At 56.5% G+C, this 23,909-nt stretch carries 27 protein-coding genes; 16 read left to right on the top strand and 11 right to left on the bottom strand.

Annotated features, from left to right (window positions below):
* Positions 1 to 3: 3 nt before the first annotated feature.
* The gene (locus tag QMG28_RS18085; protein ID WP_281843687.1) at positions 4 to 570 is read right to left on the bottom strand and encodes an SCO family protein; all 567 of its coding nucleotides are present in this window, start codon (positions 568 to 570) and stop codon (positions 4 to 6) included.
* 207 nt (positions 571 to 777) lie between these two features.
* Between QMG28_RS18085 and QMG28_RS18080 the strand changes: the two genes are divergently transcribed.
* The 6 genes from QMG28_RS18080 (at position 778) to QMG28_RS18055 (ending at position 4,865) form a co-directional block, all read left to right on the top strand.
* Positions 778 to 1,206 (top strand): MerR family transcriptional regulator, encoded by a 429-nt coding sequence (locus QMG28_RS18080; protein ID WP_013959865.1) that lies wholly within the window; start codon positions 778 to 780, stop codon positions 1,204 to 1,206.
* A gap of 103 nt (positions 1,207 to 1,309) precedes the next feature.
* Entirely contained in the window at positions 1,310 to 1,888 is a 579-nt protein-coding gene (locus QMG28_RS18075; RefSeq protein ID WP_088726088.1) for a cation efflux transmembrane domain-containing protein, read from the top strand.
* A gap of 95 nt (positions 1,889 to 1,983) precedes the next feature.
* Complete coding sequence (locus tag QMG28_RS18070) at positions 1,984 to 2,739, top strand: transglutaminase-like domain-containing protein (protein WP_165809146.1); 756 nt, start codon at positions 1,984 to 1,986, stop codon at positions 2,737 to 2,739.
* Complete coding sequence (locus QMG28_RS18065; protein ID WP_165809145.1) at positions 2,729 to 3,646, top strand: cation diffusion facilitator family transporter; 918 nt, start codon at positions 2,729 to 2,731, stop codon at positions 3,644 to 3,646. Before QMG28_RS18070 ends, QMG28_RS18065 begins: the two co-directional genes overlap by 11 nt.
* Complete coding sequence (locus QMG28_RS18060; protein WP_165809144.1) at positions 3,643 to 4,200, top strand: methyltransferase family protein; 558 nt, start codon at positions 3,643 to 3,645, stop codon at positions 4,198 to 4,200. Before QMG28_RS18065 ends, QMG28_RS18060 begins: the two co-directional genes overlap by 4 nt.
* Positions 4,201 to 4,340: 140 nt before the next feature.
* Entirely contained in the window at positions 4,341 to 4,865 is a 525-nt protein-coding gene (locus tag QMG28_RS18055) for a L,D-transpeptidase (protein ID WP_235816322.1), read from the top strand.
* A 111-nt stretch (positions 4,866 to 4,976) separates the two neighbouring features.
* Here QMG28_RS18055 and QMG28_RS18050 read toward each other — a convergent pair whose 3' ends face one another.
* Both QMG28_RS18050 and QMG28_RS18045 read right to left on the bottom strand, forming a co-directional pair.
* On the bottom strand, positions 4,977 to 5,819 hold the full coding sequence (locus QMG28_RS18050) for a hypothetical protein (protein WP_096807337.1): 843 nt from the start codon (positions 5,817 to 5,819) through the stop codon (positions 4,977 to 4,979).
* 236 nt (positions 5,820 to 6,055) lie between these two features.
* Positions 6,056 to 6,709, bottom strand: coding sequence for a hypothetical protein (locus QMG28_RS18045; RefSeq protein ID WP_040402907.1), 654 nt, complete (start codon positions 6,707 to 6,709; stop codon positions 6,056 to 6,058).
* Positions 6,710 to 7,182: 473 nt separating this feature from the next.
* On the opposite strand from QMG28_RS18045, the gene QMG28_RS18040 reads away from it, so the two are divergent.
* Together QMG28_RS18040 and QMG28_RS18035 are read left to right on the top strand one after the other, a co-directional pair.
* Complete coding sequence (locus QMG28_RS18040) at positions 7,183 to 7,425, top strand: type II toxin-antitoxin system ParD family antitoxin (RefSeq protein ID WP_009573607.1); 243 nt, start codon at positions 7,183 to 7,185, stop codon at positions 7,423 to 7,425.
* Between the two features lie 5 nt (positions 7,426 to 7,430).
* Positions 7,431 to 7,751 (top strand): type II toxin-antitoxin system RelE/ParE family toxin, encoded by a 321-nt coding sequence (locus QMG28_RS18035; protein ID WP_009573608.1) that lies wholly within the window; start codon positions 7,431 to 7,433, stop codon positions 7,749 to 7,751.
* Between the two features lie 208 nt (positions 7,752 to 7,959).
* Here the strand turns inward: QMG28_RS18035 and QMG28_RS18030 are convergent, their stop codons facing one another.
* The 6 genes from QMG28_RS18030 to QMG28_RS18005 all read right to left on the bottom strand — a co-directional run bounded on the left by QMG28_RS18030 (position 7,960) and on the right by QMG28_RS18005 (position 13,217).
* Positions 7,960 to 9,282 (bottom strand): APC family permease, encoded by a 1,323-nt coding sequence (locus QMG28_RS18030; RefSeq protein ID WP_009573609.1) that lies wholly within the window; start codon positions 9,280 to 9,282, stop codon positions 7,960 to 7,962.
* Positions 9,275 to 9,967 carry a TVP38/TMEM64 family protein gene (locus QMG28_RS18025; RefSeq protein WP_009573610.1) on the bottom strand — a complete coding sequence of 231 codons (693 nt, stop codon included), beginning with the start codon at positions 9,965 to 9,967 and terminating at the stop codon, positions 9,275 to 9,277. Before QMG28_RS18025 ends, QMG28_RS18030 begins: the two co-directional genes overlap by 8 nt.
* Complete coding sequence (locus QMG28_RS18020) at positions 9,964 to 11,412, bottom strand: multicopper oxidase family protein (RefSeq protein ID WP_009573611.1); 1,449 nt, start codon at positions 11,410 to 11,412, stop codon at positions 9,964 to 9,966. Before QMG28_RS18020 ends, QMG28_RS18025 begins: the two co-directional genes overlap by 4 nt.
* A 15-nt stretch (positions 11,413 to 11,427) precedes the next feature.
* Complete coding sequence (locus QMG28_RS18015; protein ID WP_009573612.1) at positions 11,428 to 11,889, bottom strand: rhodanese-like domain-containing protein; 462 nt, start codon at positions 11,887 to 11,889, stop codon at positions 11,428 to 11,430.
* A 21-nt stretch (positions 11,890 to 11,910) separates the two neighbouring features.
* Positions 11,911 to 12,297 carry a DUF302 domain-containing protein gene (locus QMG28_RS18010; RefSeq protein ID WP_009573613.1) on the bottom strand — a complete coding sequence of 129 codons (387 nt, stop codon included), beginning with the start codon at positions 12,295 to 12,297 and terminating at the stop codon, positions 11,911 to 11,913.
* Positions 12,298 to 12,386: 89 nt separating this feature from the next.
* Positions 12,387 to 13,217: an EF-hand domain-containing protein gene (locus QMG28_RS18005; protein WP_081423917.1), complete on the bottom strand. Its 831-nt coding sequence runs from the start codon at positions 13,215 to 13,217 to the stop codon at positions 12,387 to 12,389.
* On the opposite strand from QMG28_RS18005, the gene QMG28_RS18000 reads away from it, so the two are divergent.
* The 8 genes from QMG28_RS18000 to lgt all read left to right on the top strand — a co-directional run bounded on the left by QMG28_RS18000 (position 13,179) and on the right by lgt (position 20,852).
* Positions 13,179 to 13,901, top strand: coding sequence for a response regulator (locus tag QMG28_RS18000; protein ID WP_009573615.1), 723 nt, complete (start codon positions 13,179 to 13,181; stop codon positions 13,899 to 13,901). The two genes, QMG28_RS18005 and QMG28_RS18000, sit on opposite strands and share 39 nt — an antisense overlap.
* Entirely contained in the window at positions 13,898 to 15,283 is a 1,386-nt protein-coding gene (locus QMG28_RS17995; RefSeq protein WP_281843683.1) for an ATP-binding protein, read from the top strand. Before QMG28_RS18000 ends, QMG28_RS17995 begins: the two co-directional genes overlap by 4 nt.
* A 1-nt stretch (position 15,284) precedes the next feature.
* Positions 15,285 to 15,605: an SHOCT domain-containing protein gene (locus QMG28_RS17990; RefSeq protein WP_281843682.1), complete on the top strand. Its 321-nt coding sequence runs from the start codon at positions 15,285 to 15,287 to the stop codon at positions 15,603 to 15,605.
* Positions 15,606 to 15,652: 47 nt separating this feature from the next.
* Positions 15,653 to 17,653 carry a heme lyase CcmF/NrfE family subunit gene (locus QMG28_RS17985; protein WP_028095416.1) on the top strand — a complete coding sequence of 667 codons (2,001 nt, stop codon included), beginning with the start codon at positions 15,653 to 15,655 and terminating at the stop codon, positions 17,651 to 17,653.
* Between the two features lie 3 nt (positions 17,654 to 17,656).
* Positions 17,657 to 18,217 (top strand): DsbE family thiol:disulfide interchange protein, encoded by a 561-nt coding sequence (locus tag QMG28_RS17980; protein ID WP_009573619.1) that lies wholly within the window; start codon positions 17,657 to 17,659, stop codon positions 18,215 to 18,217.
* Position 18,218: 1 nt separating this feature from the next.
* On the top strand, positions 18,219 to 18,689 hold the full coding sequence (locus QMG28_RS17975) for a cytochrome c-type biogenesis protein (RefSeq protein WP_009573620.1): 471 nt from the start codon (positions 18,219 to 18,221) through the stop codon (positions 18,687 to 18,689).
* A complete protein-coding gene (gene ccmI / locus QMG28_RS17970; protein WP_009573621.1) occupies positions 18,686 to 19,849 on the top strand; it encodes a c-type cytochrome biogenesis protein CcmI in 1,164 nt (387 codons plus the stop codon). Before QMG28_RS17975 ends, ccmI begins: the two co-directional genes overlap by 4 nt.
* A gap of 97 nt (positions 19,850 to 19,946) precedes the next feature.
* On the top strand, positions 19,947 to 20,852 hold the full coding sequence (lgt, locus tag QMG28_RS17965; protein ID WP_009573622.1) for a prolipoprotein diacylglyceryl transferase: 906 nt from the start codon (positions 19,947 to 19,949) through the stop codon (positions 20,850 to 20,852).
* A gap of 57 nt (positions 20,853 to 20,909) precedes the next feature.
* Here lgt and QMG28_RS17960 read toward each other — a convergent pair whose 3' ends face one another.
* Both QMG28_RS17960 and QMG28_RS17955 read right to left on the bottom strand, forming a co-directional pair.
* Complete coding sequence (locus QMG28_RS17960) at positions 20,910 to 21,392, bottom strand: c-type cytochrome (protein ID WP_009573623.1); 483 nt, start codon at positions 21,390 to 21,392, stop codon at positions 20,910 to 20,912.
* Positions 21,393 to 21,513: 121 nt separating this feature from the next.
* Positions 21,514 to 23,874: a copper-transporting P-type ATPase gene (locus tag QMG28_RS17955; protein ID WP_009573624.1), complete on the bottom strand. Its 2,361-nt coding sequence runs from the start codon at positions 23,872 to 23,874 to the stop codon at positions 21,514 to 21,516.
* Between the last annotated feature and the right edge of the window lie 35 nt (positions 23,875 to 23,909).

Genomic DNA, 23,909 nt, shown 5'->3' with positions numbered 1-23,909 from the left:
CGGTCAGATCCTCTCTTCCAGATCGGCGAGGATCTCTTCGGCGGAGGTGCCGTAGGGCCAGGAGTCGGCAAAGCCTGCCTCGGGGTCGAAGAGGAACAGATGCGACGTGTGGCCCATCGTGTAACCATCCGGCGCTGCGGTCTCTTCGACGCGCTCAAAGAAGATTGGAAACGTCTCGGACGTGGCGGCGATCTGTTCCGGCGTGCCCGTCAGCCCGATGATGCCCGCATCGAACAGCGGGACGTATTCGGCGAGTGCTGGGGGCGTGTCTCGTTCAGGGTCGATTGTTATGAAAATCGGCTGGACCTTGGCGGCATCGTCGCCCAGACCGTCCATCACCGCCGCGACCTCAGATAGGGTCGTCGGGCAGACGTCGGGGCAGTTGGTAAAGCCGAAAAAAACCAGCATCCAGCGCCCCGCAAAGTCCTCCTCGGTTTGAACCATACCCTGATGGTCCGTCAGTTCGAACTCAGCGAAAAAAGGCGGCTCGGCGCCAGTTCGGGCGCTATCGGCACGATAATCGGACCATAGCAAAAGCCATACGAAGGCAAGCGCTGCCACGCCTGCCAAAACCCAAAGAAACTTCTGTGCCGATGTAAGGGACAATCCTGTTCGCCTGTTTTTGATTCTTATTGCATGTGCGGATACATCCTCTAGCCGCTAGAGGTTCAAGCACGAAATCATGGTATAGCTTGAACTCACGCGTCTGTGAATCCGACACTTGTTTATTCCGACGGCAAAACCTACACAAACTGTATCTTTTTCATGGAGGCGAAAATGCTCACGATCGGTACTCTGTCAAAGAAGACTGGCACAAAAGTGCAGACCATCCGGTACTACGAACAGATCGGACTCATGCCCGAACCTGGCAGGACCGAAGGCGGACAGAGGCGCTACGACAATGCACAGCTCGACCGACTGTCCTTCATCCGCCATTCGCGGCAACTCGGTTTCTCGCTCGATGCGATCCGCGAGCTGCTCGACCTCAGCGACCATCCCAACCGCCCCTGCGACGAGGCAGATGCCATCGCGCGTCGCCAGCTCAAACAGGTGGAGCAGCGCATGGCCCGCCTGAAGGCGCTCCGCACGGAACTGAAACGCATGGTTCACGAATGCAGCGGCGGGCGGACCGGAGACTGCAAGGTGCTTGAGGTGTTGCGGGACCATTCGGAATGCCTGACCGAGCACGAGGAAATCGGGGCCTGAAGGAATTCAGCCAACATTCCGGCTGGAACGCAGATCAGCCGCAGAAGTTAATGTGTCGTACAACACAAGCTGGAACCACAAAATGGCCGCTAGACAAGATTCAATGGAGAGACGGACGCTTTGGATCGTTCTTGCGCTCAATATCGGTTTGGCCGTGGCCTTTTTCGCAACAGGCGCCTTCGGCGACTCAAGTGCCCTGATCGCCAACGGGCTCGATAACCTCTCCGACAGCTTCGTCTACGCGATCAGCCTTTTCGCTTTGTCCCGATCCGACAAATGGAAACGCGGGGCGGCGAACGTTTCCGGCGGGCTGCTGATTCTGTTCGCCGCTGGTATCCTTTACGATGCATGGCGCCGCTACATCGGCGGGTCAGATCCGCTCGGGACGATCATGATCGCCATGGCCCTGATCGCGGCGGCTATCAACGCAGTCTGCGTCTGGCTGCTCGCTAAGCTCAAAGATCCGGACGTCAACATCCGCGCGGCCAACACCTTCAGTTACAACGATTTCGCCGCGAACCTCGGAATCGTCGTGGCTGGCGGCCTCGTCGCCTGGTTGGGAACCAACTGGCCGGACCTCGTCGTCGGCGTGATTGTCGCCGGGATCGCGGCCTGGGGAGGTATCGACATTCTGCGCGACGCACACGGCGAACACCACAAAGCGGTTCACACGGACAAATAGTTGCGGGAGATTCTTTCTGAAAGAAAGGATTGAAGCTACAGTGACTATAGCAATTAGTCTTGTTCCAAGACGATTCGAGGAGCGACCTGTTGCATATGACCGACCCCCTACTTGTACCCACCAAACTACTAGATTTTGATGCCGCGCCTCTTGCGCATCTAATAGAGAACCGCAGCTGGCGCGACTTGTCCGAATACGATCGGATCGGAGCAGTCTATGATTTCGTTCGGAATGAAACCGCGTTCGGATACAATCGAGCTGACGACATCCCCGCATCCGAGGTGTTTTCCGACGGCTACGGGCAGTGCAATACCAAAGGCACGCTCTTGATGGCGCTGCTGCGTGGTGTCGGCATTCGTTGCCGGTTGCATGGGTTTACGATCCACAAAGGCTTGCAGCGCGGTGTTGTCCCTGAGCTGGTGTATCCGCTTGCTCCGCAGGAAATTCTCCACTCATGGGTAGAGATCGAATATCAAGGTGCCTGGATTAACCTTGAAGGCTTCATCCTGGATGACGCTTTCCTCAAAGTCCTGCAAACGTCTTTCTCGAACACAGACAATCTCTGCGGTTATGGCGCGGGCACGGATTGCCTTGGCGCGCCTCCCGTCGCCTGGAACGGAGAAGATACCTACATTCAGAAAACCGGTATTGTGCAAGATTTTGGCGTGTACGATACGCCGGACGCCTTCTATTTGTCCCATGAGCAATCCTTTGGATGGCTGCGTGGTGCCCTTTACCGTCATATAATACGCCACTGGATGAATGCGCGCGTACGTGGTTTCCGCAGCGGCCGCCTGAAGACTGACCGACGCGCGACACACGCGCACGCGGAGCCTGCCAATGCCACATGACCACGGGCACGCGCATATCGATCCGAATTCTGGGGACCGGCGGGTTGCCATCGCCATCTGGGCAAACGGGCTACTTACCGTTGCGCAAGTCGTCGGGGGCATATTCTCGGGCAGTCTGGCACTGATCGCCGATGCGCTGCACAACTTTTCCGATATGGCCTCGCTTGTCATTGCCTTCGCCGCACGCAAGATCGCGCGCCGCCCGGCCGATGAGCGCATGACCTTCGGCTATGGCCGGGTCGAAATCGTCGCGGCCCTGATCAACTACACCACCCTCATCGTGATCGGCTTCTATCTGATCTACGAAGGTGGCATGCGCATGATTGATCCACCCGAAGTCATGGGGTGGACCGTCGTCATTCTCGGTGGAATCGCGCTTGTGGTCGACACGCTGACCGCAATGCTGACCTATTCGATGCAGAAGGGGAGCGTGAACATCCGTGCGCTTTTTCTCCACAACCTTTCGGATGCGTTGGCTTCAGTGGCCGTCATAGTCGGCGGGACGCTCATAATACTCTATGATATGCGTTGGGTTGATCCGGCCATCACTATCGGCATCGCGCTCTACATCCTGTATCTGTCCTTCACCGAAATAGGGGGCCCAATTCGAACCCTGATGCTTGGGAGCCCACCAGGTATTGATGGAAATGACGTGGTCAGAGCGATCCAGTGTGTCGATGGCGTTGTGGACGTGCATCATGTCCACCTGTGGCAAATGCAGGAGCACGCCGCGGCATTGGACTGCCATATTGTCGTCGAACGCGAACGGATGGGTGAGGCCGACAAGATTAAAGAAAACGTCAAATCGGTGCTGCATGAACGTTTCTCAATCGAGCATTCCACGCTTGAATTCGAAGCGAGCGACAATGCGCATCAGGAGGCGCAGGTGTTCGGACACCGCTCATGACGATTGCCCAAGGCATACTAGTGGTCGTTGGCCTGCTATCCGGTCTGGTTTTGATTGGTGCGCTCCTTTGGTCGATCGCCCGCCCGTCCAAGCGCATCTGGCCTCCAAACAGAGAGCATTCAGTCATACCAAACATTGCATGGGGACTCACATTGGCCGTGTTTGGGGCGGTGATCGGTTTGGGCATCTTGGATTGGAAATCCGCTTCTATGGCCAACGCACTCCGTTGGGCGGTCGGGCCGTTCTTGATCGCAACCGGAAATCTGATTGTCTGGTGGGGGGCATTCAGCATTGGACTGAAAGCCACCAGCGGTGCGAAAGACGAGCTGATCACTTCGGGTCTCTACCGTTTCTCTCGGCATCCGCAGTACCTTGCCGACATGGCCATCCTGATAGGTTTTGGTCTTCTCTTCGCCTCATCTTGGGTTTGGCCTATCGTCATCGTTGGAGTTGCCGCGCTGGCCCTTGCCCCGCTCGCGGAAGAGCCATGGCTGCATGAACAATACGACTCCAAGTATCGCGATTATTGCGCTGAAACGCGTCGATACCTGTAAACTCGCTGCCTCACGAGAACGTCATCGTTTTTCAGTTGAACCTCTAGCTACTAGAGGTCGTATCCGTCAGCCAACAAAAGAGTGAGGCGAGGCATATGACAAAAACACTGAAAACACGACGCCAGTTCGTTTCGACAACTATGATCGGACTTCTGGCAGCACCTTCCCTTCTCCGTGCTCAGGAGCAGGAGCCCTCGGCGGTACGCAGAAATATTTCGTCCTTTAGTGTGGATCTCTGGCAAGACCACTTCGATAACCTTCAGCACGGTGCAATTTTGTGCGACATCGACTCGCGTGCAGTCCAGTATTGGTCGGAAGACGAAAGTGTCTACAAACTCTATCCGTCGAGTGTCCCTGCCTCGGAAGAGTTGACCCGCCGAGGATATACAGAGGTTATAAGGAAGGTGGAGGGGCCGAGTTGGCGGCCCACTCCATCAATGAAAGAGCGTAACCCCGAATGGCCTGACTATTGGCCGCCGGGTCCTGACAACCCGCTTGGAACACACGCACTTTATCTGTCGTGGCAGTATTACCGGGTGCACGGAACCGGTGACACGCGCAAGATCGGTCGGCAATCATCAAACGGCTGTATTGGACTGTACAACGAGCACATTGCTGAACTTTTTGCTCTGGCAGAAGTGGGAACTCAGGTCAGGATTTTCTGAAAGCCAAGGAAAGCTGGCTAATACTTCCATTTTTAACATAAACTTCATTATCTGCCGATTTTCTGTACGCGGGGGCAGAGCCTTCCCGGATCCAAAGCTTGGCAGGTGAATCTACCTGGATATCTCCCCTGCCAGCACCGCTCGTCCGTGCACCGCCAACGTCGCTGAAAACCTCTGGCACCCAAACTCGTGGATCACATCGAGTACACGCGCTTCGTAGGCAGTGTATCCGATCAAGCGACACAAGTCGGACGCGTGGAACTGGCGGTTCGAAGTTGGTGCGGCTTGCATCTGTCTCAGCAATTCGCGCTCTTTGGGGTCCGTTATTGGTCTCGCGGGCGGCTTGACCGCGGGACGAGTTGGAGTTCCCGACGAATTTCGCCACCGGCGCATGAAGCCAAGCAGGAAGCCGGCCGGCACCCTGCCGTTGCCTCGGGACCGATTGAAGGCGAGGAAGCGATCCCAGATGACCTGGGTGTCGATGTTCCAGCAGGGCAACGTGGCCTTCGCTGCTTTGATGAGCTCTGCCCAACTGGTCTGAAAAACGTTCGAACTCGCGGTGATGTCGATCAGTCCTGAGAAGATAGTTTTGTTATTATTATCTCTAGATAGTGATGTGTCACCTTCACCTGACACGAGATCATGGGTTTCACTCTCCTCGTCGAAGGCGGAAAACCGAAAGATCCAGGGCGCGAACTTTCCATTCGGCTTTGCCCGCTCGAGCTGCAACTTCGACGTCTCAAGTTCGCTCAATAGAACCGAAAGATATTGTCGTGAAACACCCATCTTCTCCGCCAGGGCCGAGAGGGTGAAGGCTGCCGTTCCGCGCGACAAACCGTTGTAGCCATCCTTCCAGGCGATGGCATCGAGGATGAGGGTAGCAAGCTTGTGCGCAGCAACAGAGAGATTTGTCTGTGTGATCCGTCGCAGGATCAGGCCGGTCGTAGGTTCCATGGTCGAGGTCTCCTTGGAGAACCGACGCCATGTCGTGAGACAACAACATTCTTGCCAGCAAAACAACTTTGCTGGTTGCGGGTGTTTTAGCGGTGCGCTAGGAAACTCTTGTTCACGGAGTTTTCTAGCACGGCGTCAGGCTTCACGGTCTGGCGTCGTCTCCTTTTCGGGGGTTTTGCACAGCCTTCCGTGCGGGGTTGTCAGGACGCGCGCGGTAATACCGCGCGCAGATTTTGTCAGTAGCGAACCTCTTCAGAGCCATAGTTCCCGGCGTGATCACGCCAGTCGACGAAGACGGAACGGTAAAAGTAGCTGCCGCATCCATTCGGGATGCTCAGGCCGGATGCGGCTGGCACCTGGCCCACGGTGGATCTTGTCCATCGGTAGTCGCCCTGCACGCCGTAGGACCCCAATCGCGTCGAGTCGCTGCGATTGCAGTCGCCATCTCGGTTTTCGTGCTGGCGATACTGGATGTGATAGACCCGTATGCTGCGCACGAAATCAAAGGCGTCGCCCGAAATGTCGATGTCAGCTTGCTCATCTGCTTGGACGCGAACAAGGGGTTTCGAAGTCGATTCCTGCGGTTCGGGCGGATCGCGGAACGTGGTGTCATAAAGGCGTTCCATAGGCGACATCGGGCTGGGATCGTTGAACGACACACCCATCGGACACCGCCAGATTTGTAAGGGCGGCTCGATCGGCCATGGTGTGATCCGCCGAATGAAGACCGCTCTGGCATGCGCGCAGGGCGCGGAGGCAGGCCAGCCGCCCGCAAGGCAGAGGAGGATTGCACAGTCCACCTGATAGGCCTGAGCCGGACCTGACGAGGCCATTAGTCCGGATATGGTTAGTGCCGTGGCTGTTGCCACGCTGTGGATCACGTGCTTCATGATGCCGACTCCATCTATAATGGTGCAGCGATACGAAACAACATTAATGATAGCAAGGAGATTTGATTGATGGTTGCTTGCGACTGTTCGCTTGTGTCGCTTGACCGCTTCCAAGATCTGACGCCGGTTCTGGCTGCTTCTGCGTCTTGAAAGTGGCCAAAATTGCGGACCCCTTTCATGTTAGCTGCTAAACAAACGTCTGTTACAAAGGGGAAATTGGGTGTTCCAATGTGGCCGCGAAAGTGGTCACGGAAGGACAGATCGAATGAGCCCTCCAAACCGCGTGGCGCAGCGCTCCTGGCCTCGGGAAGGGCTGTATCGGGAAACTGCCCGGCCCGGCTCTCCGCATGGAATCCGGGAGCAGAAGGGCGGGAGCAGCCAGCGAGCCGATTTAGGGCCCAAGTTGGGATCGAGCATGAGCTTGAATATCTATGTCAGTATCTGATACGATTGAGCATGGATAGGAGAGTCTGATGCCAAACGTCCACCTGACCGAACCGATGCAGAAATATGTGCAGGCGCAGATCGAGTCCGGCGCCTACGCCAATCTGAGCGAAGTCGTGCGCGCCGGCGTAAGGATGCTGATGGAGAAGGATGGCGCCCGGCAGTTCTATGCCCTCAAGGCCGACCTAGAGGAAGCAGCCTCCCTGGCCGAAAATGGGGATTTCGCCGAGTTCGATGCTCATGCCTTCGAACCGGATGCATTTGATCGCTGACCCATATGATTATTCGACTTTCCGGTCGGGCCAGGGCCGACCTTGAAGAGATCCGTGCCTACACCGTCGAAACTTGGGGTAGGGACCAATGGCTCGTCTATTACCGCCAGTTGGTCAACGCCTTCGAGCAGATCACCGGGGATCCCGACCGGGGTCGGGACAGGAGTCTCTTCGTTCCGGGGTTGCGGTCCGTCAACTGCCAACGTCACGTGATCTTCTACAAGCGGCTAGATGCGGCGGATGGGGCGGCAGTCATCCTGCGCATCGTGCATCAGCGCCGCAACATGCCCGCGCTCGTCTACTACGAGGATCTCGACGGCGGTTAAGCCCTTGCGTTTCCTCATTTCAATGGCTCGACCAGTCTTCCATAGTCTTCACTGACCTCGTGAAACGCGCGTTGGCGCCCGCCATCGAGGCAACGAAAGTAGTCCTACACATCGGCAAAGTGGGTCTCAAAATCGCTCAAACCCGACCAATTTGAATGTTGGAAGCGCTAAGAATTACTGCTTCGATACCTGGTCATCACGCGAGCACTCAATGCCCATTGTGATCATGTTGATGTGGCTCGGTTTTTGTGCGCTGAAGAAACCAATGCTCAAAGATCAATACACAAGCCATGATCGCGAATGCGACCACTACAATCATTGGATCGCTCTGCCACTTTAGTGAAGCGAATACGGCAAGCACGATCGCGTCGAGACCGATTGCAGTCAACATGATCCATCCATGCGCAGAAAGCTCGGCCCTAAGGTTTCGGTACACTCCCCAGTGAATAACCATATCCATTACAAGGTAAAAGAAGGCCCCCATCGACGCTATTCGGCTAACGTCGAAGAGAATGGTCAGCAGGCTCGCAATCACTACTGTGTAGATCAGTGTATGGTCGCGGACTCCGCCTGACATCCCAAAATGACTGTGCGGGATCAATTTCATCTCTGTCAGCATTGCCAACATACGAGATACCGCAAAGATGCTGGCAATCACGCCTGATGCAGTTGCGATCAAAGCGAGCGCGACGGTCAGATAGAAGCCCGTTTCCCCAAGGGACGGTGCTGCCGCTTCCGCGAGCGCATAGTCTTTTGCTTCGACGATCTTGCCAAGCGGCAAGCTGCTTCCCACCGCAAATGCTACCAAGAGATACACCACTACGCAGACCGCCAATGAAATGATGATCGCGCGTCCGATGTTGCGGTGTGGGTCCACTATCTCGGCGCCGCTGTTGGTGATTGTCGTGAACCCTTTGAATGCCAGAATTGCCAACGCTGTGGCACCAACAAATCCGCTGAGACCCTGTGAAGCTGTTCCATCTCCTGTTGTGCCAAAAGTAAACCCGCCGGCCCAAAGCGCAGAGATCCCAAACAGAGTGATACCGCCAACCTTCAGTACCGCGAGCAACTGGGAAATCCAGCCTACAGAGCGGTTGCCCGAGATGTTGACGACATAGGCTGCGATAATGAGAGCAACGCCTATTGCCGGAACCAGTAAGCCATCTGGTGCAATGCCCAGTCCACGGAGCAAATAGTTTGCGAAGGTCCGTGCGACTAGGCTTTCGTTAATGACCATTGACAGAGCCATAAGCAAAGCCGCTGCAGCGGCTACGGCGGTTGGTCCATAGGCCTTTTGCAGGATCATTCCAATTCCGCCAGCTGACGGGTAGGCATTGGACATTCTTATGTAAGTGTAAGCGCTGAAGGCTGTAACGATGGCTCCAACGATGAACACAAGTGGAAAGGTAGGGCCGGCCAGTTCCGCAATTTGGCCTGTGAGTGCCAGAATTCCGGCGCCAATCATGACACCAGTCCCCATGGCGACGGCATCCCAAAGAGAAATGCTGCCCGCTTTATAGTCGCTATTCATCGTCGATCTGCTTTCTATTTTTGAGGGTCAAAAAGACAAAAGGCAGTGCTGTCACAACCCCAAGTCCTATCGTGATCCATTCAGCCGTTCCCCAATCCCCTGACATGGCCACAGCTCCAAAATGGGCAAGAACAAAACTCGCCGGCAAAATCCCGGCAAAAGTTGCCAGCATGAAGCGCCATAGATGAAGTTGGCTCAAGCCCGCAACATAGCTGATTGCATCGAAAGAAACGAATGGAAGCAGGCGGGACGCAAACACTGATAACATCAGAGCCTTTTGCGACCCCAACAGCCCGAACTCTGAATACTTACCCAAAAAACGCCGAACTGTGCTTCGACCGAGTTTTCGCGCGAAGACAAATGCGATTGTAGCACCGAGCTCCGAGCCTATGGCTACGTAGGCGGCTCCGAGATAGTGACCAAATGCAGCCCCGGCGGCAAGTGCGATTGGTGCGCTCGGTATGGGGCTTGCGACAATCGCGAGGGCCATGAGTGCAATAACCGCGAGGGGGCCAACGGCTCCGGCATTTTCAATATGGCGCTGCACTTCAGCCTGTGAAAAGGCGACCCCAAGATTGCTCAGAGAAACCGTGCCCGAAAAAAAACCGAAAGCTGCAAGAGACAGAACTGTTGCTATCGCCAAACAACCAATCAGGCGACCATATCCCCATGCTTGCACGATCATGTGACCGTGAACTGCGCCATCATTCCTCCATCTTCGTGTTCAAGGATGTGACAGTGATACATGAAGGGATTGGCGCGATCTGCCGTCTGCTCAAAGCTGACCAGGATATCGACTCGGCCATTTACGAGCACGGTATCCTTCCAGCCAGAATTTTGTATGCTTGGTTTCTTTCCGTTTTCGGCGAGCACCTGAAACCTCACGCCATGAACATGAAACGGGTGCATCATCATGTTTGAGGAGACTTGCCAAATCTCGGTCGCCCCCTTCGAAAGAGACAAGTCTATCCTCCCCATGTCGAAGGACTGCCCATTGATCGCAAACCGATCATTCGACCTACGCATCATCATGCCCATCCCCATTGGCATATCGAGTGTGATCTGACGTGTATTGACTGATCGGGCCTCACCGTCAGGCAGGACGCCGCCCAAGTCGGCGGGTATTTCCAGAATGCGGGCAGGAAGTCTCGCATCCACACCAAAGGGTACAACTACGAAGCTCCCCCCAGCAGTGCTCGCGCCGCCCATCATCCCACCCATCATCTGATTGGGATTTGCAGAGGATACCAGCGTGCCAGCCTCTCCTCCCGAAAAATCGACGAGGACTTCGTATCGTTCGCCGGGAGCGATCACGAGGGACTCAATGGCGACAGGTTGATTGAGATAGCCACTGTCCGTCGCGATGAGGTGCATCTCGCGACGGTCAGAAAACGATAGGGGATAAATCCTCGCGTTCGAGCCGTTGAGCAAGCGCAAACGGACAATACCGCGAGGGACGACAGCCTGGGTGCCTAGCTGACCGTTAACAAGAATGACATTGCCCATGAAACCCATCATCTGATCTGGCATAGACAGGCCATAATCGATGCGGCCCTGCCGGTCGAACCGGCGGTCTTGCAGAACCAAGGTCAAATCATCGACGCCGTATGAGATCGGGAGACCCCGAGCATCGTCCCGACCGTCATCAACGTGGATCACACCGGCCAATCCCCTTTGAACTTGTCGTCCGGTGTCACCATGAACGTGCGAGTGGTACCAAAGAGTAGCGGGTGGTTGTGTCAGATCCAGTTCGGGAAACCAAGTCGTGCCCGGTTCAATGGTCTGGTGTGGGCCGCCGTCAACTTCGCCGGGTATCAGCATACCGTGCCAGTGCACCGAGATTTTCTCTGACAGCGTATTGTCGATCTGTGCTTGCGTCGAAGCTCCTGCGGGAAGACGTAGCGTAGGCCCCAAAAAGGATTGGTTGAACCCCCAGGTCTCACCGCCGCCCAGTCCTGTAAAATCGGTCTTGCCCTTTTGGGCAGTCAGACGGAAATGCCGATCGCGGGTTGCGTCGAGCAATGGTGGCATAGCCAACGCCCTGACACTCCCCTGTGCGATGGCCGCCAGCGGACCTGTGGCGAACGGCAGGCCAGCCAAGCCGGCGATGAAGGCTCTACGATTTGTCATGGTATAGCTTGTGTCTCACGCTAGCTCACTTGGGAGGGCGGCCAGTGCGGCTTCTCTTGTTACTGTCGGCAGACCTTGCTCGATCCAGCCGGATCTCCCCGGGGCGCCAAGCATCCCGCCTACGGCGTCAACAAAGCCGGCAGCTTTCGCTTCACGCAACTTGCTCATTACGAGACCTGAGCGATGGCCGGTCCGACAAATCAGGGCGACCGGGCGTCCCGCAGCAAGATCGCGGGCGTCGAAGAGGCGCTCCCCGAACCGCGGATGGGTCATGTCGATTGGCCACGCCCCCTCCGCGACGCCGGTATCTTGCCATTCCTCGGGTCTGCGGATGTCCACAAGCCTTGCCAAATCGCTTTTCAGCGCATCATGGAGAGTATCGAGCGCCCATACGTCATGGTTGTCAGCCCAAGCTGGCGAATAGGCAAGCAAGGTGCTCGATGCGAACAGGCCAAAAGTTTGACGGCGGCTCAGCATGGTCTGCCTCCTCAGTTTAGTTTATGCATTATCAACCGCAGATCGCAGCATATCGCGCACCTGCGCGGCGACTTCGTGCAGCTTCTCATTCTCGACAGCGGCCATCGAAGCCACTGGATCAACAGCGCTGATTTCAGTGCCGTTTTCGACCGTCCGCAAGATCACATTGCAAGGCAGCATCGATCCTATACGGGGCTCCAGCCCAATGGCCTCCCATGCCATATGAGGGTTGCACGCACCCAGAATGCGGTATCCATCCATGTCGCGGTCAATCTTTTTCTTCATTGTTGCCTGTACGTCGATTTCGGTCAGTACACCAAATCCCTTTTCTTTCAGGGCTTCGCGCAGGCGCATCTCCGCATCATCAATCGCCGTATTGGGCAGATGTCTGTTGTAGGTATAACTCATTTTGAGCCCTCTCGATCTTGTTCAGGCAAACCCAAAGCACCGAACCGTTGACGGGCTTACCTGAATGGGGAATTTCTGAACGACGGGGTTCAGTTGTCTTCGTCCGTCATCATTCCGGGATTTGCGGCCATACCCTGTGCCATGTTGTCGGCAGGGGCGACCATTTCGCCTTGAGAAATCTGGCCGTCGCCATCAGCATCAAGCATCTGGAAACGATCGACCATGGTCTCGCGCATCGCCTTGGCGTGAAGCGACGCGAATTCGTCAATCGAGAGCGTGCCATTACCGTCGGCGTCATAGTCCGACAGCATCGACTGAAGGCCCTCATGCGCCTCTTCGGGAGACACCGCGCCGTTTCCATCCATATCGAACATTGACATCATGTTGCCCCCCATCATCGGGAACATACCTTGACCGGTTGTGCTTGGTCCCATCATGCTGCCGTTTCCGCTCATCATGCCCGAATGCATTTGCATCATCATGCGCATCATGCCGTGCATCATCTGAAGATGCTCGGCCATCTGACTGGGATCCATCATGCCGCCACCCATCATCATTCCGGGCCCGCCCGTCCCTGCCATCGGTTGAGCAAGTACATTGGGAGAGACGCTTTCACCGCCCGCAGCTTGGTGATGGCTGTCATCGGCGAGCGCAGCACCTGCTGTGAGAACGGCAACCAGAAGACCGGTAGAAACTTTTGTTGAGTAGGACATTTTGAAGCCTTTCCTTCTTTTGACCTCATACAACTTGGCATCAAACATTTGAATGTAAGGACGTACACCCGTGGATTTGTATCCGTCTGTCGCAATGGACAGGGGCTGATACAATTGGCGACAAAAAGGAACCTGACCGTCTGATTTCCAATGCTTTAGAAGGGCCCCATGCAACACGCGCCACATATTCTCGTCGTGGATGACCATGAACAGATCCGGAAAAGTGTAACCCGCTATCTGGAAAAGAATGGCATGCGAGCAACCGCTGCCAAGGATGCGGCGGAGATGGACGCGAAGCTGGCTGTCGGAAGCTTCGACCTACTGGTCCTGGATATCATGATGCCTGGCGAGGATGGCCTTTCCGTTTGCCAACGTCTGTCAAGCGAAGGGCGACTGCCGATCATCATGTTAACCGCGCTCGGTGAAGATGCGGACCGTATTGTCGGTTTGGAGATCGGTGCGGACGATTATCTTCCCAAGCCGTTTAATCCACGCGAACTCCTTGCGAGGATCAAAGCCGTCCTGCGAAGAAGCGAGCACAAAGAGGCCTTCACCGGATCTCTGAGCGGCCGCAAAGTCCGCTTTGCACACCTTACCTTGGATGTAGACCGGCAGGTGCTTCTCGACGACGCGGGACAAGAGACCGCTCTTACGGTCGCAGAATTCAAACTGCTGACGGTCCTTCTGGAGCGCCCTCGGATGGTGTTGAGCCGCGATCAGTTGCTAGATCTTTCTCAGGGCATTTCCGCTGGTCCGTTGGACAGGAAAATTGACAACCAGATTTCGCGCCTTCGGCGAAAGCTCGAGCCCGACATTCTCCGTCCACGTATTATCAAGACGATCAGAAGCGGCGGCTACTGCCTGTCGGTCGACGTCGAGGTGTCCGAATGATCTGGCGGCTCCTACGATCTCTCCGGGTCCAACTCGTTCTTCTCATCATTATCGCGTTGGGGATCGCACAGTTTGTCAGCCTGTGGCTCTTCGCCGATGAACGAAGCCTCGCCATACGGGCTGCTCTTGGGTTTGAGGCAGCTGGACGAGCGGCAAATGTTGCGCGCTTGATTGAAGAGGCACCCGCTGACCTGCGCCCATCAATTATCCGCGCGGCGAACTCGCCCCTTGTTCGCTTTGACCTCGGGACGAAGCCGCTTGTGCAACATAGCGACCATTCGGATGGCGGGTTGGTTGAAACCCGCGTCCGCGCACTCCTGAACGACAGCTACAGTCGCGACATTCGTGTGGAGCTTCACCAGATCCAAGGCGCGATCCTGCCGCTACCGAACCTGTCGCACGAAATGACCGAGATGCACTTGGCCATGATGCGAGGTGAACTGTCCGCTATCGAGATGAACCTTTCAATTTCGATCGCCGGTGGCCAGTGGTTGAACGTAAGTACGCGCTTTGAGCGTCCGCCGATCCAGTGGCCGCTTTATTCCATGCTGACATTTGGTCTGACGGCAATGGCCCTGTTGGTCGCAGTGAGCTGGTTTGTCATGACCGGACTGCTGGGCCCTCTGCGGCGATTGGCCGGGGCGTCGGAACGATTGGGGCGTGGAGAAGACATAGACGCGTTGCCAGAACGGGGACCCCAGGAGGTTCGGGAGCTGACCGCTGGTTTCAACCGCATGCAGGACAGGCTGACACGGTTCGTTGCCGACCGAACGAGGGTTCTGGCGGCCCTTGGACATGATCTTCGATCTCCGCTTACCGCAATGAGAGTACATTCAGAAATGGTAGAGGAAGACGAAACCCGAGAGAGTCTCGTCGCAACCGTCGAAGAAATGCAGTCGATGGTGGAAGCAACCCTTACCTTCGCGAAAGGTCTCTCAGGGAACGAACCAATGCAGGATGTTGACCTGCAATCGTTCCTAGAAGCTCTGCGGGGGGATATGGTCGTACCGTTTGTGCTCTCTGACGGCCCCGAAGTCACGGTTCGATTGCGCCCCAATGCCATTCGACGGGCATTGCGAAACGTGATCGAGAACGCGGTGCGCTACGGCGGGTCCGCAACGCTGGGCTGGATATCAGCCGATGGGGAAATAGAAATTTCCGTCACTGACAGAGGGCCGGGGATTCCAACCGCAGAATTGGAACGCGTATTTGACCCATTCTTCAGGCTTGAAGAAAGCCGATCTCTGGAAACCGGCGGGCATGGGCTGGGCCTGTCGATCGCAAGGTCCATTCTTCGCGCGCAGGGTGGGGAGATCAGTCTGGTGAACCACCCGGACGGCGGGCTTATCGCGACAATTCGATTGCCAGTTGCTGAAACATGAAATGACAGAAAAGGAAACCGACATGCTTAGACTTACCAACACAACCGCAGCATTCACGCTGTTCGCGACGGCCGCCATGGCGGACCCAGGCGGAGATTATTACGGCCACATGTGGGGCGGTGGATTTGGAATGCTGGGAGGGCTGATGATGATCGTGTTCTGGGGCGTGATTATTGCGCTGATATTCTTCGCCGTTCGCTGGTTCAGCGAAAAGGACCGTGTTTCCGGGTCTAGTGCTCAGGACATTCTCAGGGATCGCTTCGCGCGCGGTGAGATTGATGAAGACGAGTATCGCAAGCGCAAGGCCGCTTTAGACGACTGAGAAACTGATCACCAGTCGATCCCACTGCCAAAGATCATGAGGCTCCTATGACCCCGGAACTCGGCCATTTTGTGCTGGCCCTCGCATTGGCGTTGGCCATCGTCCAATCGACTATTCCTCTTTTCGGCGCGGCCCGGGGCAATCTTCTCTGGATGCGTTCAGCCCGGTCAACTGCTTTTGGGCAGGTCGTCTTCGTCGGACTTGCCTTTGCCGCCTTGATGCGCGCTTTTGTTGTCTCTGATTTCACTGTTTTGAACGTCGCGAACAATTCGCATTCGCTGAAACCAATGATCTTCAAAGTCGCGGCGACTTGGGGAAGTCATGAAGGATCGTTGCTGCTCTGGGTCTTCATTCTGACCATCTTCGGTGCTGCGGTTGCTGCTTTCGGCTCAAACCTACCGGAAACACTTCGAGCGCGAACTTTGGCAATGCAGGCATGGATCAGCGTCGGGTTTCTGTCCTTCCTTCTCTTTACATCCAATCCGTTCGAGCGCGTCTTTCCTCCGCCGCTTGATGGCGCTGACCTCAATCCTCTGCTCCAGGATATCGGCCTCGCGATGCACCCGCCGCTGCTGTATTTTGGATATGTCGGCTTCTCGATCGTCTTTTCGTTTGCAGCCGCAGCCTTGATCGAGGGACGGATCGACACAGCCTGGGCAAGATGGGTTCGACCCTGGACACTGGCCGCGTGGATCAGCCTGACTGCGGGGATAGCTCTCGGATCGTGGTGGGCATATTACGAACTGGGTTGGGGTGGATGGTGGTTCTGGGACCCGGTTGAAAATGTCAGTTTTATGCCCTGGCTTCTCGGGACAGCACTTCTCCATTCGGCGATTGTCACTGAAAAGCGTGACGCGTTCAAAAGCTGGACAATCCTGCTCGCGATCTTGACGTTTTCGCTGTCACTCCTCGGCACATTTGTGGTTCGGTCTGGCTTGCTGACCTCTGTGCATGCTTTTGCCGTGGATCCGGAGCGAGGCCTATACATTCTTGGCCTGCTTGCGATTTCAATTGGTGGCTCACTTGCACTCTATGCGTGGCGGGCGCCAATGATGGAAGGTGGCGGGTTGTTTAAGCCGATTAGTCGAGAGGCAGGGTTGTTGCTAAACAACCTGATCCTGGCTACAGCGACTGGCACGGTTCTGTTCGGTACGCTTTATCCGCTGTTTCTCGAAGCCGTTTCTGGTGACAAGATTTCCGTCGGTCCGCCGTTCTTCAATGGCGCGTTCGTACCAATGATGCTCCCCTTGGTTTTTGTCATGGGTCTGGGGCCGTTTTTGTCCTGGAAACGAGCCGATCTCGTCGGAGTGCTTCAACGTGTCCGCTTCGTGGTGGTGCTGGCGGTGCTGGCAACGCTCGCAATTTGGTATTTCGCCAAAGGCGGGCCCGTGTTGGCATATCTTTCGATCCTCATCGCGCTTTGGTTGTTTTTTGCTTCCTTACGTGAATGGGCGCTGCGGGTTCGTTTGTTCGAGGTTCCGCTCCAGGAAAGCATCCGGCGTGCCCGCAATTTGCCCCGCGCGGCGCATGGAATGACGCTCGCTCATGCGGGAGTTGCGGTCTTGATGATCGGCATGATTGGCTCTTCGGTTTGGAAATCTGAAGAGATCGCATTTGTAGAGCCCGGCACGAGTGTCAACATTGCGGGATTTGATGTCACATTTGAAGGTGTGCAGCGCGTTCGTGGCCCGAACTATATTGCGGATCAGGGAACCCTGCGCGTCGAAAGGGGCGGCTCTTTCGTGACGGCTCTCAAACCTGAACGGCGCAGCTATCCGGTCGCACAAAGTACGACAACAGAATCGGCGATACGGTCAACCCTGGCGGGAGACCTATACGCTTCGATCACGGAACCCTCTCTGGACAAAGCCGAAGAGAGCGGTGCCTGGACTCTGCGTATTCTCTATGAGCCATTCGTCGGCTTGCTTTGGTTGGGTGCGGCCATGCTTGTCATAGGCGGCAGTCTGTCCTTGTCCGATCGCCGCTTCCGGGTCGGGGCACCCCAAAGCTCCAAGGCACGATCCACGAAACCGGTCGCAGCGGAGTGAGCAATGAAACGAGCTGTAGCGATTATTCCCTTGGTACTGGCAGTGATTGTCGGCGGATTTTTCTTGTGGGGCCTGAATCCCAATCGTGACCCAAGCGAGATTCCTTCGGTTCTCATTTCTCAGCCAGCTCCCTCGTTCATTCTCGGGCCGGTGCCGGGTCTTGATGTACAGGGACTGTCTCGGGAAAACCTGCTCGGAAACCCAACGCCAGTCGTCGTTAATGTGTTCGCTTCCTGGTGCGTTCCCTGTCGTGCCGAACACGCGGTTCTGAGCGCTTTGGTTGAGCGCGATGGCGTGCGTTTGTTCGGGATCAACTACAAGGATCAACCGGTAGACGCGGTCAATTGGCTTCAAAATCTCGGGAACCCGTACGAACGTATTGGCTTGGATCTGTCAGGTCGTGCCGGGATCGAGTGGGGGATTTCGGGTGTGCCCGAGACATTCATTGTCGGAGGCGATGGAACGGTGCTCTACCGATACGTCGGCCCGATCGTCGGTGAAGAGGCTGTATCAACCTTTCGCCAGGCTCTCCGACAAGCGGGTGTGTTAGAGGAGAGGAGCTGACATGCGTCGTTTTTTCCTTGTGTTGGCACTCATCATGCCAATGTCTGCGCAGGCTGTTGAGCCCGACGAAATCCTCTCCGATCCAATCCTCGAGGCTCGGGCACGGGAGGTTTCCAGGCAGCTTCGCTGCGTAGTTTGCCAAAATCAGGATATTGACAGCTCGAACGCCGGCGTTGCGCGCGACCTACGACTTTTGGTCCGGGAACGGTTGGTTGCGGGTGACACGAACGAAGATGCAATTGCTTTCATCCAAGCGAGATACGGCGATTACGTTCTACTGAAGCCTCCGTTTAAACCCGAGACCTACGCTCTCTGGTTTACCCCCCCACTCCTTGGGCTCTTGGCTCTGGGGATCGGTGGCGGCATCCTGATGGGCTCTCGAAAAAGAAAAAAAATCGCAGACCTGAGCGATGACGAGGAGGCCGAGGTCGCACGCATTTTCACTTCATCCAGCGAAGGGGACCACCGATGATATGGATTGCAATGGCAGTCCTCGCCTTGACTGCCTCAGGTATTGTTGCGGCTTCGGCGTGGAAGCCTGCCTTGGTGCAAGGTCCGGCCGAAGACAGGACTCTCGCAGTTTTGAAGGACCAGTTGTCTGAAGTCGATCGGGATGCTGAACGCGGCCTGCTTTCTGTCGCAGAGGCGCATGCGGCGCGACAGGAAATCAAGCGGCGGGTTCTCTCCGTGGGGAGAGTAAAAAACACCGGGGAATCCAACGGCGGCGGCAGGGTCATACTCATGGCTGCTGCGGTCTTTGTGCCGCTGTTCGCGGCGGGGTATTACAGTTTTGCTGGAGCGCCAAACCTATCCAGCATCGCTTTCGAGGATCGCCAGGCAGAGGTCGCGCAAAATCGTGAAATCGAAGCGTTGGCGCAGAAGCTATTGCAGCGGTTGCAGGCGGATTCAGAAGGCGGAGCCTTGGAGGGCTGGATGCTCCTTGGACAGACCTTCATGAAATTGGGCCGCGCTTCGGATGCCGCATCGGCCTACGAGCGTGCAACACAATCCATGAATGCCGATTCTGCTGTGTTTTCGATCTATGCGGAAGCTCTCATCGTTTCCGAACAGGGGATCGTGACACCCCAAGCGAAGCGGGCCATTGCAAGAGCACTTGAGCTCGATCCGACCAATCCTGCTGGAACTTTTTACGATGCTGTCGGGCTTGCGCAAGCGGGTGCGAATGAGCAGGCCTACAATCGTCTTCTCACGCGATTGGACGAAGTGGATGGGTTCGCACCCTGGATGGAAACATTTGTCGCGGAAGCAAACCGGATAGGTGCGGCACTAGGCCGAGCGCCTATCAGTTTGTCGGATTATGCTCCAGTAATGTCAGGCAATTCGCCCGGCCCCACTGCTGCAGATGTCGAAGCGGCCAGCCAGATGGATGATGTCGATCGAGATGCATTTATCCGATCCATGGTGGAACGTTTGGCAACACGCCTTGAGGCTGAACCAGACGATATCGATGGATGGATGCGTCTTGGCAGGGCCTACAGGGTGCTCGGCGAAACTGACCTCGCCTTGAACGCGTACAGTCGAGCCAAAGAGCTATTGGTGCCCGTTTCCTCCGAAGACCCGCGCCAAAGTGTCATTTTGCAGTCCTTGGAAGAACTCCAGTCGGGCCAATAGCCCGCGGAAGCTTCACTCGCGATGAACAAACCATGAGAGAGCACGAACGGCGTATGTGCACGATCCGACCTCACCCGAATGACTAGAAAGAATGTCCATGCCTTTGTCCGCACTTCCGTTCCCAAATATCGGGCCGGATATATTTTCGGTTGAGATCGGCACGTTTACGTTGACTCTCCGCTGGTATGCGTTGGCCTATATCATCGGCCTTCTCGTCGGCTGGAGAATTTGTGTTGCCACGGTCAAACGCGCCGCTCTGTGGCCTGCATCGGGCGCCCCGCTAACACCGCGCCAAATTGAGGATCTTTTGACCTGGATTATCATCGGGGTGATCGTTGGCGGGCGGTTAGGGTTCGTGATGTTCTATCAGCGCGGGTTCTATCTTGCCAATCCGTTAGAAATTCTGAAGGTCTGGCAAGGGGGAATGTCATTTCATGGTGGGTTTGCTGGCGTAACCATTGCCGCGCTTGTTTATGGCATCCGTCAGCGTATGCCGCTCCTGAGCATGGCTGACCTTCTCGCTCTGGCAACGCCTCCGGGCTTGTTCTTGGGCCGGATCGCAAATTTCATAAACAATGAACTATGGGGCCGCCCATCGGACATGCCCTGGGCCGTCATATTTCCCGGTGACGCAGCGCAATCATGCCCGGGAATAACCGACATTTGCGCACGGCATCCTTCGCAACTGTACGAAGCCCTTTTGGAAGGCCTGTTGCTTGGCTTCGCTCTCCTATTCCTTGCGTGGCGGCGCGGATGGCTTAGGACACCAGGGGCAATTTGCGGGCTCTTCCTGGCCGGATATGGTTTTGCGAGAAGTTTTGTAGAGTTGTTTCGCCAGCCCGACGCTCAATTCGCAGACGTGAACAATCCGATTGGGTATGTTGTGCAGTTTGGTGACTGGGGGCTTACGATGGGGCAATTCCTTTCCTTGCCGATGTTAGCCGCGGGATTTGGATTACTTTGGCTGGCGCAGAAGCGGTCCGCCATAGGATCGGCATCTTAGGGCGCAAATGAAACTTTCGACGCATTGCCTTATTCTACTGCGATATCCCCTGACGCTTCAGTCGTGATCCTCCTCACCCATTTGGTGCATCATTTCTTCAATCTTTTCGGGGATGTCGCCGGCAGAGAATGCCTTCTGTTCTTCGGAATCGTGAACGAACGCGATGATATCGGCAAGCTCCTGACCTGTGAATTCAATTTGCCCGCCGAGCTCATCCTCTTGGGCAGCGACCATCGCCGGCGCGCCGCGCCACATTCGGGCGGCAAATTCAAACGGGTTCATTGGCAGGTCCATATACGCTGCATCAAGGGCGGGGGCATCCTCGCCTCCGACCCCGTTGATAGAATGACAAACGACACAGCCTTTCGAGGCGAACAGCGCACGCCCCTTGGCTGCATCCATGTTTGGCAGGAACAGTCCGGAGCTCATCATCTGACTCATCGCCCCATTATCTGTCATATGCCCGCTGTCTTGGGCGCCGACTGGCAGCGCCCACACCACAGCAATGGCTAAGATCATCTGTCTGGAAATGTAGGTCATTTTGGTCTCCTTGGTTTGCAGGTGATTGTCTGAACGCTGTTGCCCCTTCTCCGGCGATGGATTGTACCCAATACTGTTTATTGAACGGTCTGATGGACCTCGCGATCGTTCTTGTTTCCCCTCAAATCTGCGCGCGCCGTAGCCGAAGGGAGTTTAGGACGACCGAGATTGAGGAAGCGCTCATGGCAAAGGCCGCAAACATCGGACTGATCAAGATCCCGAGGAATGGGAACAAGATCCCCGCAGCGACGGGCACGCCCGCAGTGTTGTAGATCAGAGCAAAGAACAGGTTCTGGCGTATGTTCCGCATGGTCGCGCGGGCGAGTTTGCGCGCACGCACGATACCGTCGAGGTTCCCTTTGACGAGCGTGAACCCTGCGCTCTCAATGGCCACATCGGCGCCGGTGCCCATGGCAATCCCGACATCGGCCTGAGCCAGGGCAGGTGCATCGTTGACACCGTCGCCGGCCATGGCAACCTTGTGCCCCTTGGCCTGAAGTTCCTTGATGATCTTCGCTTTGTCTTCCGGCATCACATCGGCGCGGATCTCGTCGATGCCTAGACTGGACGCGACGGCCCTAGCGGTACGCTCATTGTCTCCCGTCGCCATGATAATACGGAACCCAAGTGCGTGCAGTTCCTTCAGGGCGGCCGGTGTGGTCGCCTTTACCGGGTCTGCGACGCTGACAAGACCGGCAACGTCATTCTCGACGACGACAAACATAACCGTTTCGCCATTATCCCGACGGGCATCCGCCTTGTCCCGAAGCTCTGCTGCATCAAGTCCGAGGTCAGTCAGGAGTTTCACGTTGCCGAGCGCCACTACCCGCCCGTCCACCGTGCCTTTGACGCCCTTGCCGGTGACCGCCTCGAAGGCGTCGGCTTTTGCCAGGTCGACGCCACGCTCTTCAGCACCGCGTACGATGGCTTCCGCGAGAGGATGCTCGGAGCCGCGTTCCAGCGATGCGGCAAGCCGAAGCACTTCTACCTCATCGTGACCCGGTTCAGGGTAGACGCCGACAAGTTTCGGCTTGCCTTCCGTCAGCGTGCCGGTCTTGTCGACGATCAGGGTATCGACCTTCTCGAACCGTTCCAGTGCCTCTGCATTCCTGATCAGGACACCCGCCTGCGCGCCGCGCCCCGTCGCCGTCATGATAGACATCGGTGTCGCAAGGCCGAGGGCACAGGGACAAGCGATGATGAGAACGGCAACGGCCGCAATAAGAGCATAGGAAAGGGCCGGGACCGGGCCCCAAATGGCCCAGCCAATGAAGGCCAGCACGGCGATGCCAATAACTGCAGGCACGAAATATCCGGAGACCTTGTCGGCGTATTTCTGGATCGGCGCGCGAGACCGCTGCGCATTGGCCACCATCTCGACGATTTGGCTCAGCATCGTGTCGGCGCCGACGCGCGTCGCCTCCATGATCAGGCTGCCGGTTCCGTTGATCGTGGCACCCGTTACAGGGTCTCCTCCGACCTTTTCTACAGGTACCGGCTCGCCCGTGATCATGCTTTCGTCAACTGAGGACCTGCCTTCGACGACCATACCATCGACCGGCACCTTGTCACCGGGTCGCACACGTAGTCGGTCGCCGACCTGGACCTGTTCCAATGGAACCTCTTCCTCGCTTCCGTCGTCGCGGATAATACGTGCCGTCTTGGCGGCCATATCCAGAAGAGCACGGATCGCCTTGCCAGTGCCTTCGCGAGCGCGCAGCTCCATCACCTGTCCCACAAGGACCAGCGTGACGATCACAGCCGCCGCCTCGAAATAGACGCCGACATGCCCTTCGGCATCCCGGAACCCATCGGGGAATATGCCCGGTGCCAGGACGGCGATGATGCTGAACAGCCATGCGGCGCTTACACCCATGGCAATGAGACTGAACATATTGAGGTTCCTTGTCCGGAACGAGTTCCAGCCACGAACAAGGAAAGGCCAGCCGGACCAAAAGACAACGGGTGTCCCGAGCGCGAGTTCGACCCAGAGGGTGACGCGTTCTCCGAATATCTCGCGCACCCCGCTCAGGCCAAGATAGGGGCCCATGGTCAGCACAAGGAGCGGTACGGTCAAAATGGCCCCCACCCAGAAACGACGGCTGAAATCCACAAGCTCCGGGTTCGGGCCTTCCGCTTCCATGGCGGCCGATTCCAGTTCCAGCCCCATACCGCAGATCGGACAAGACCCGGGATGCGTCTGGCGCACCTGAGGGTGCATCGGACAGGTATAAACCGGGCCAGTGTAGTCGTTGGGAACCGAGTCCAAGTGGTTTGGCTCCACCGCGTCGCCCGTGTGCTGATGATGGGCGTGGTGTTGCGAGGGCTCGCCCTCCGGCACCAGATGCATCTGGCATTTCGGGCAATCTCCCGGTTCGGCGCGGCGTACCTCGGGGTGCATCGGGCAAGTGAAGACCGTGCCCGCGTAGCCAGAAGGAACTTGATCGTCAGATCCGTTGGCATGTTCGTGATGGTTGTTCATTCGGGGATCCTTTCCCGTATTTCTAGCTCATTGCC

The sequence above is a fragment of the Sinisalibacter aestuarii genome (assembly GCF_027923545.1).
GTDB lineage: Bacteria > Pseudomonadota > Alphaproteobacteria > Rhodobacterales > Rhodobacteraceae > Sinisalibacter > Sinisalibacter aestuarii.
This window is presented reverse-complemented; position numbering and strand designations above follow the sequence as displayed.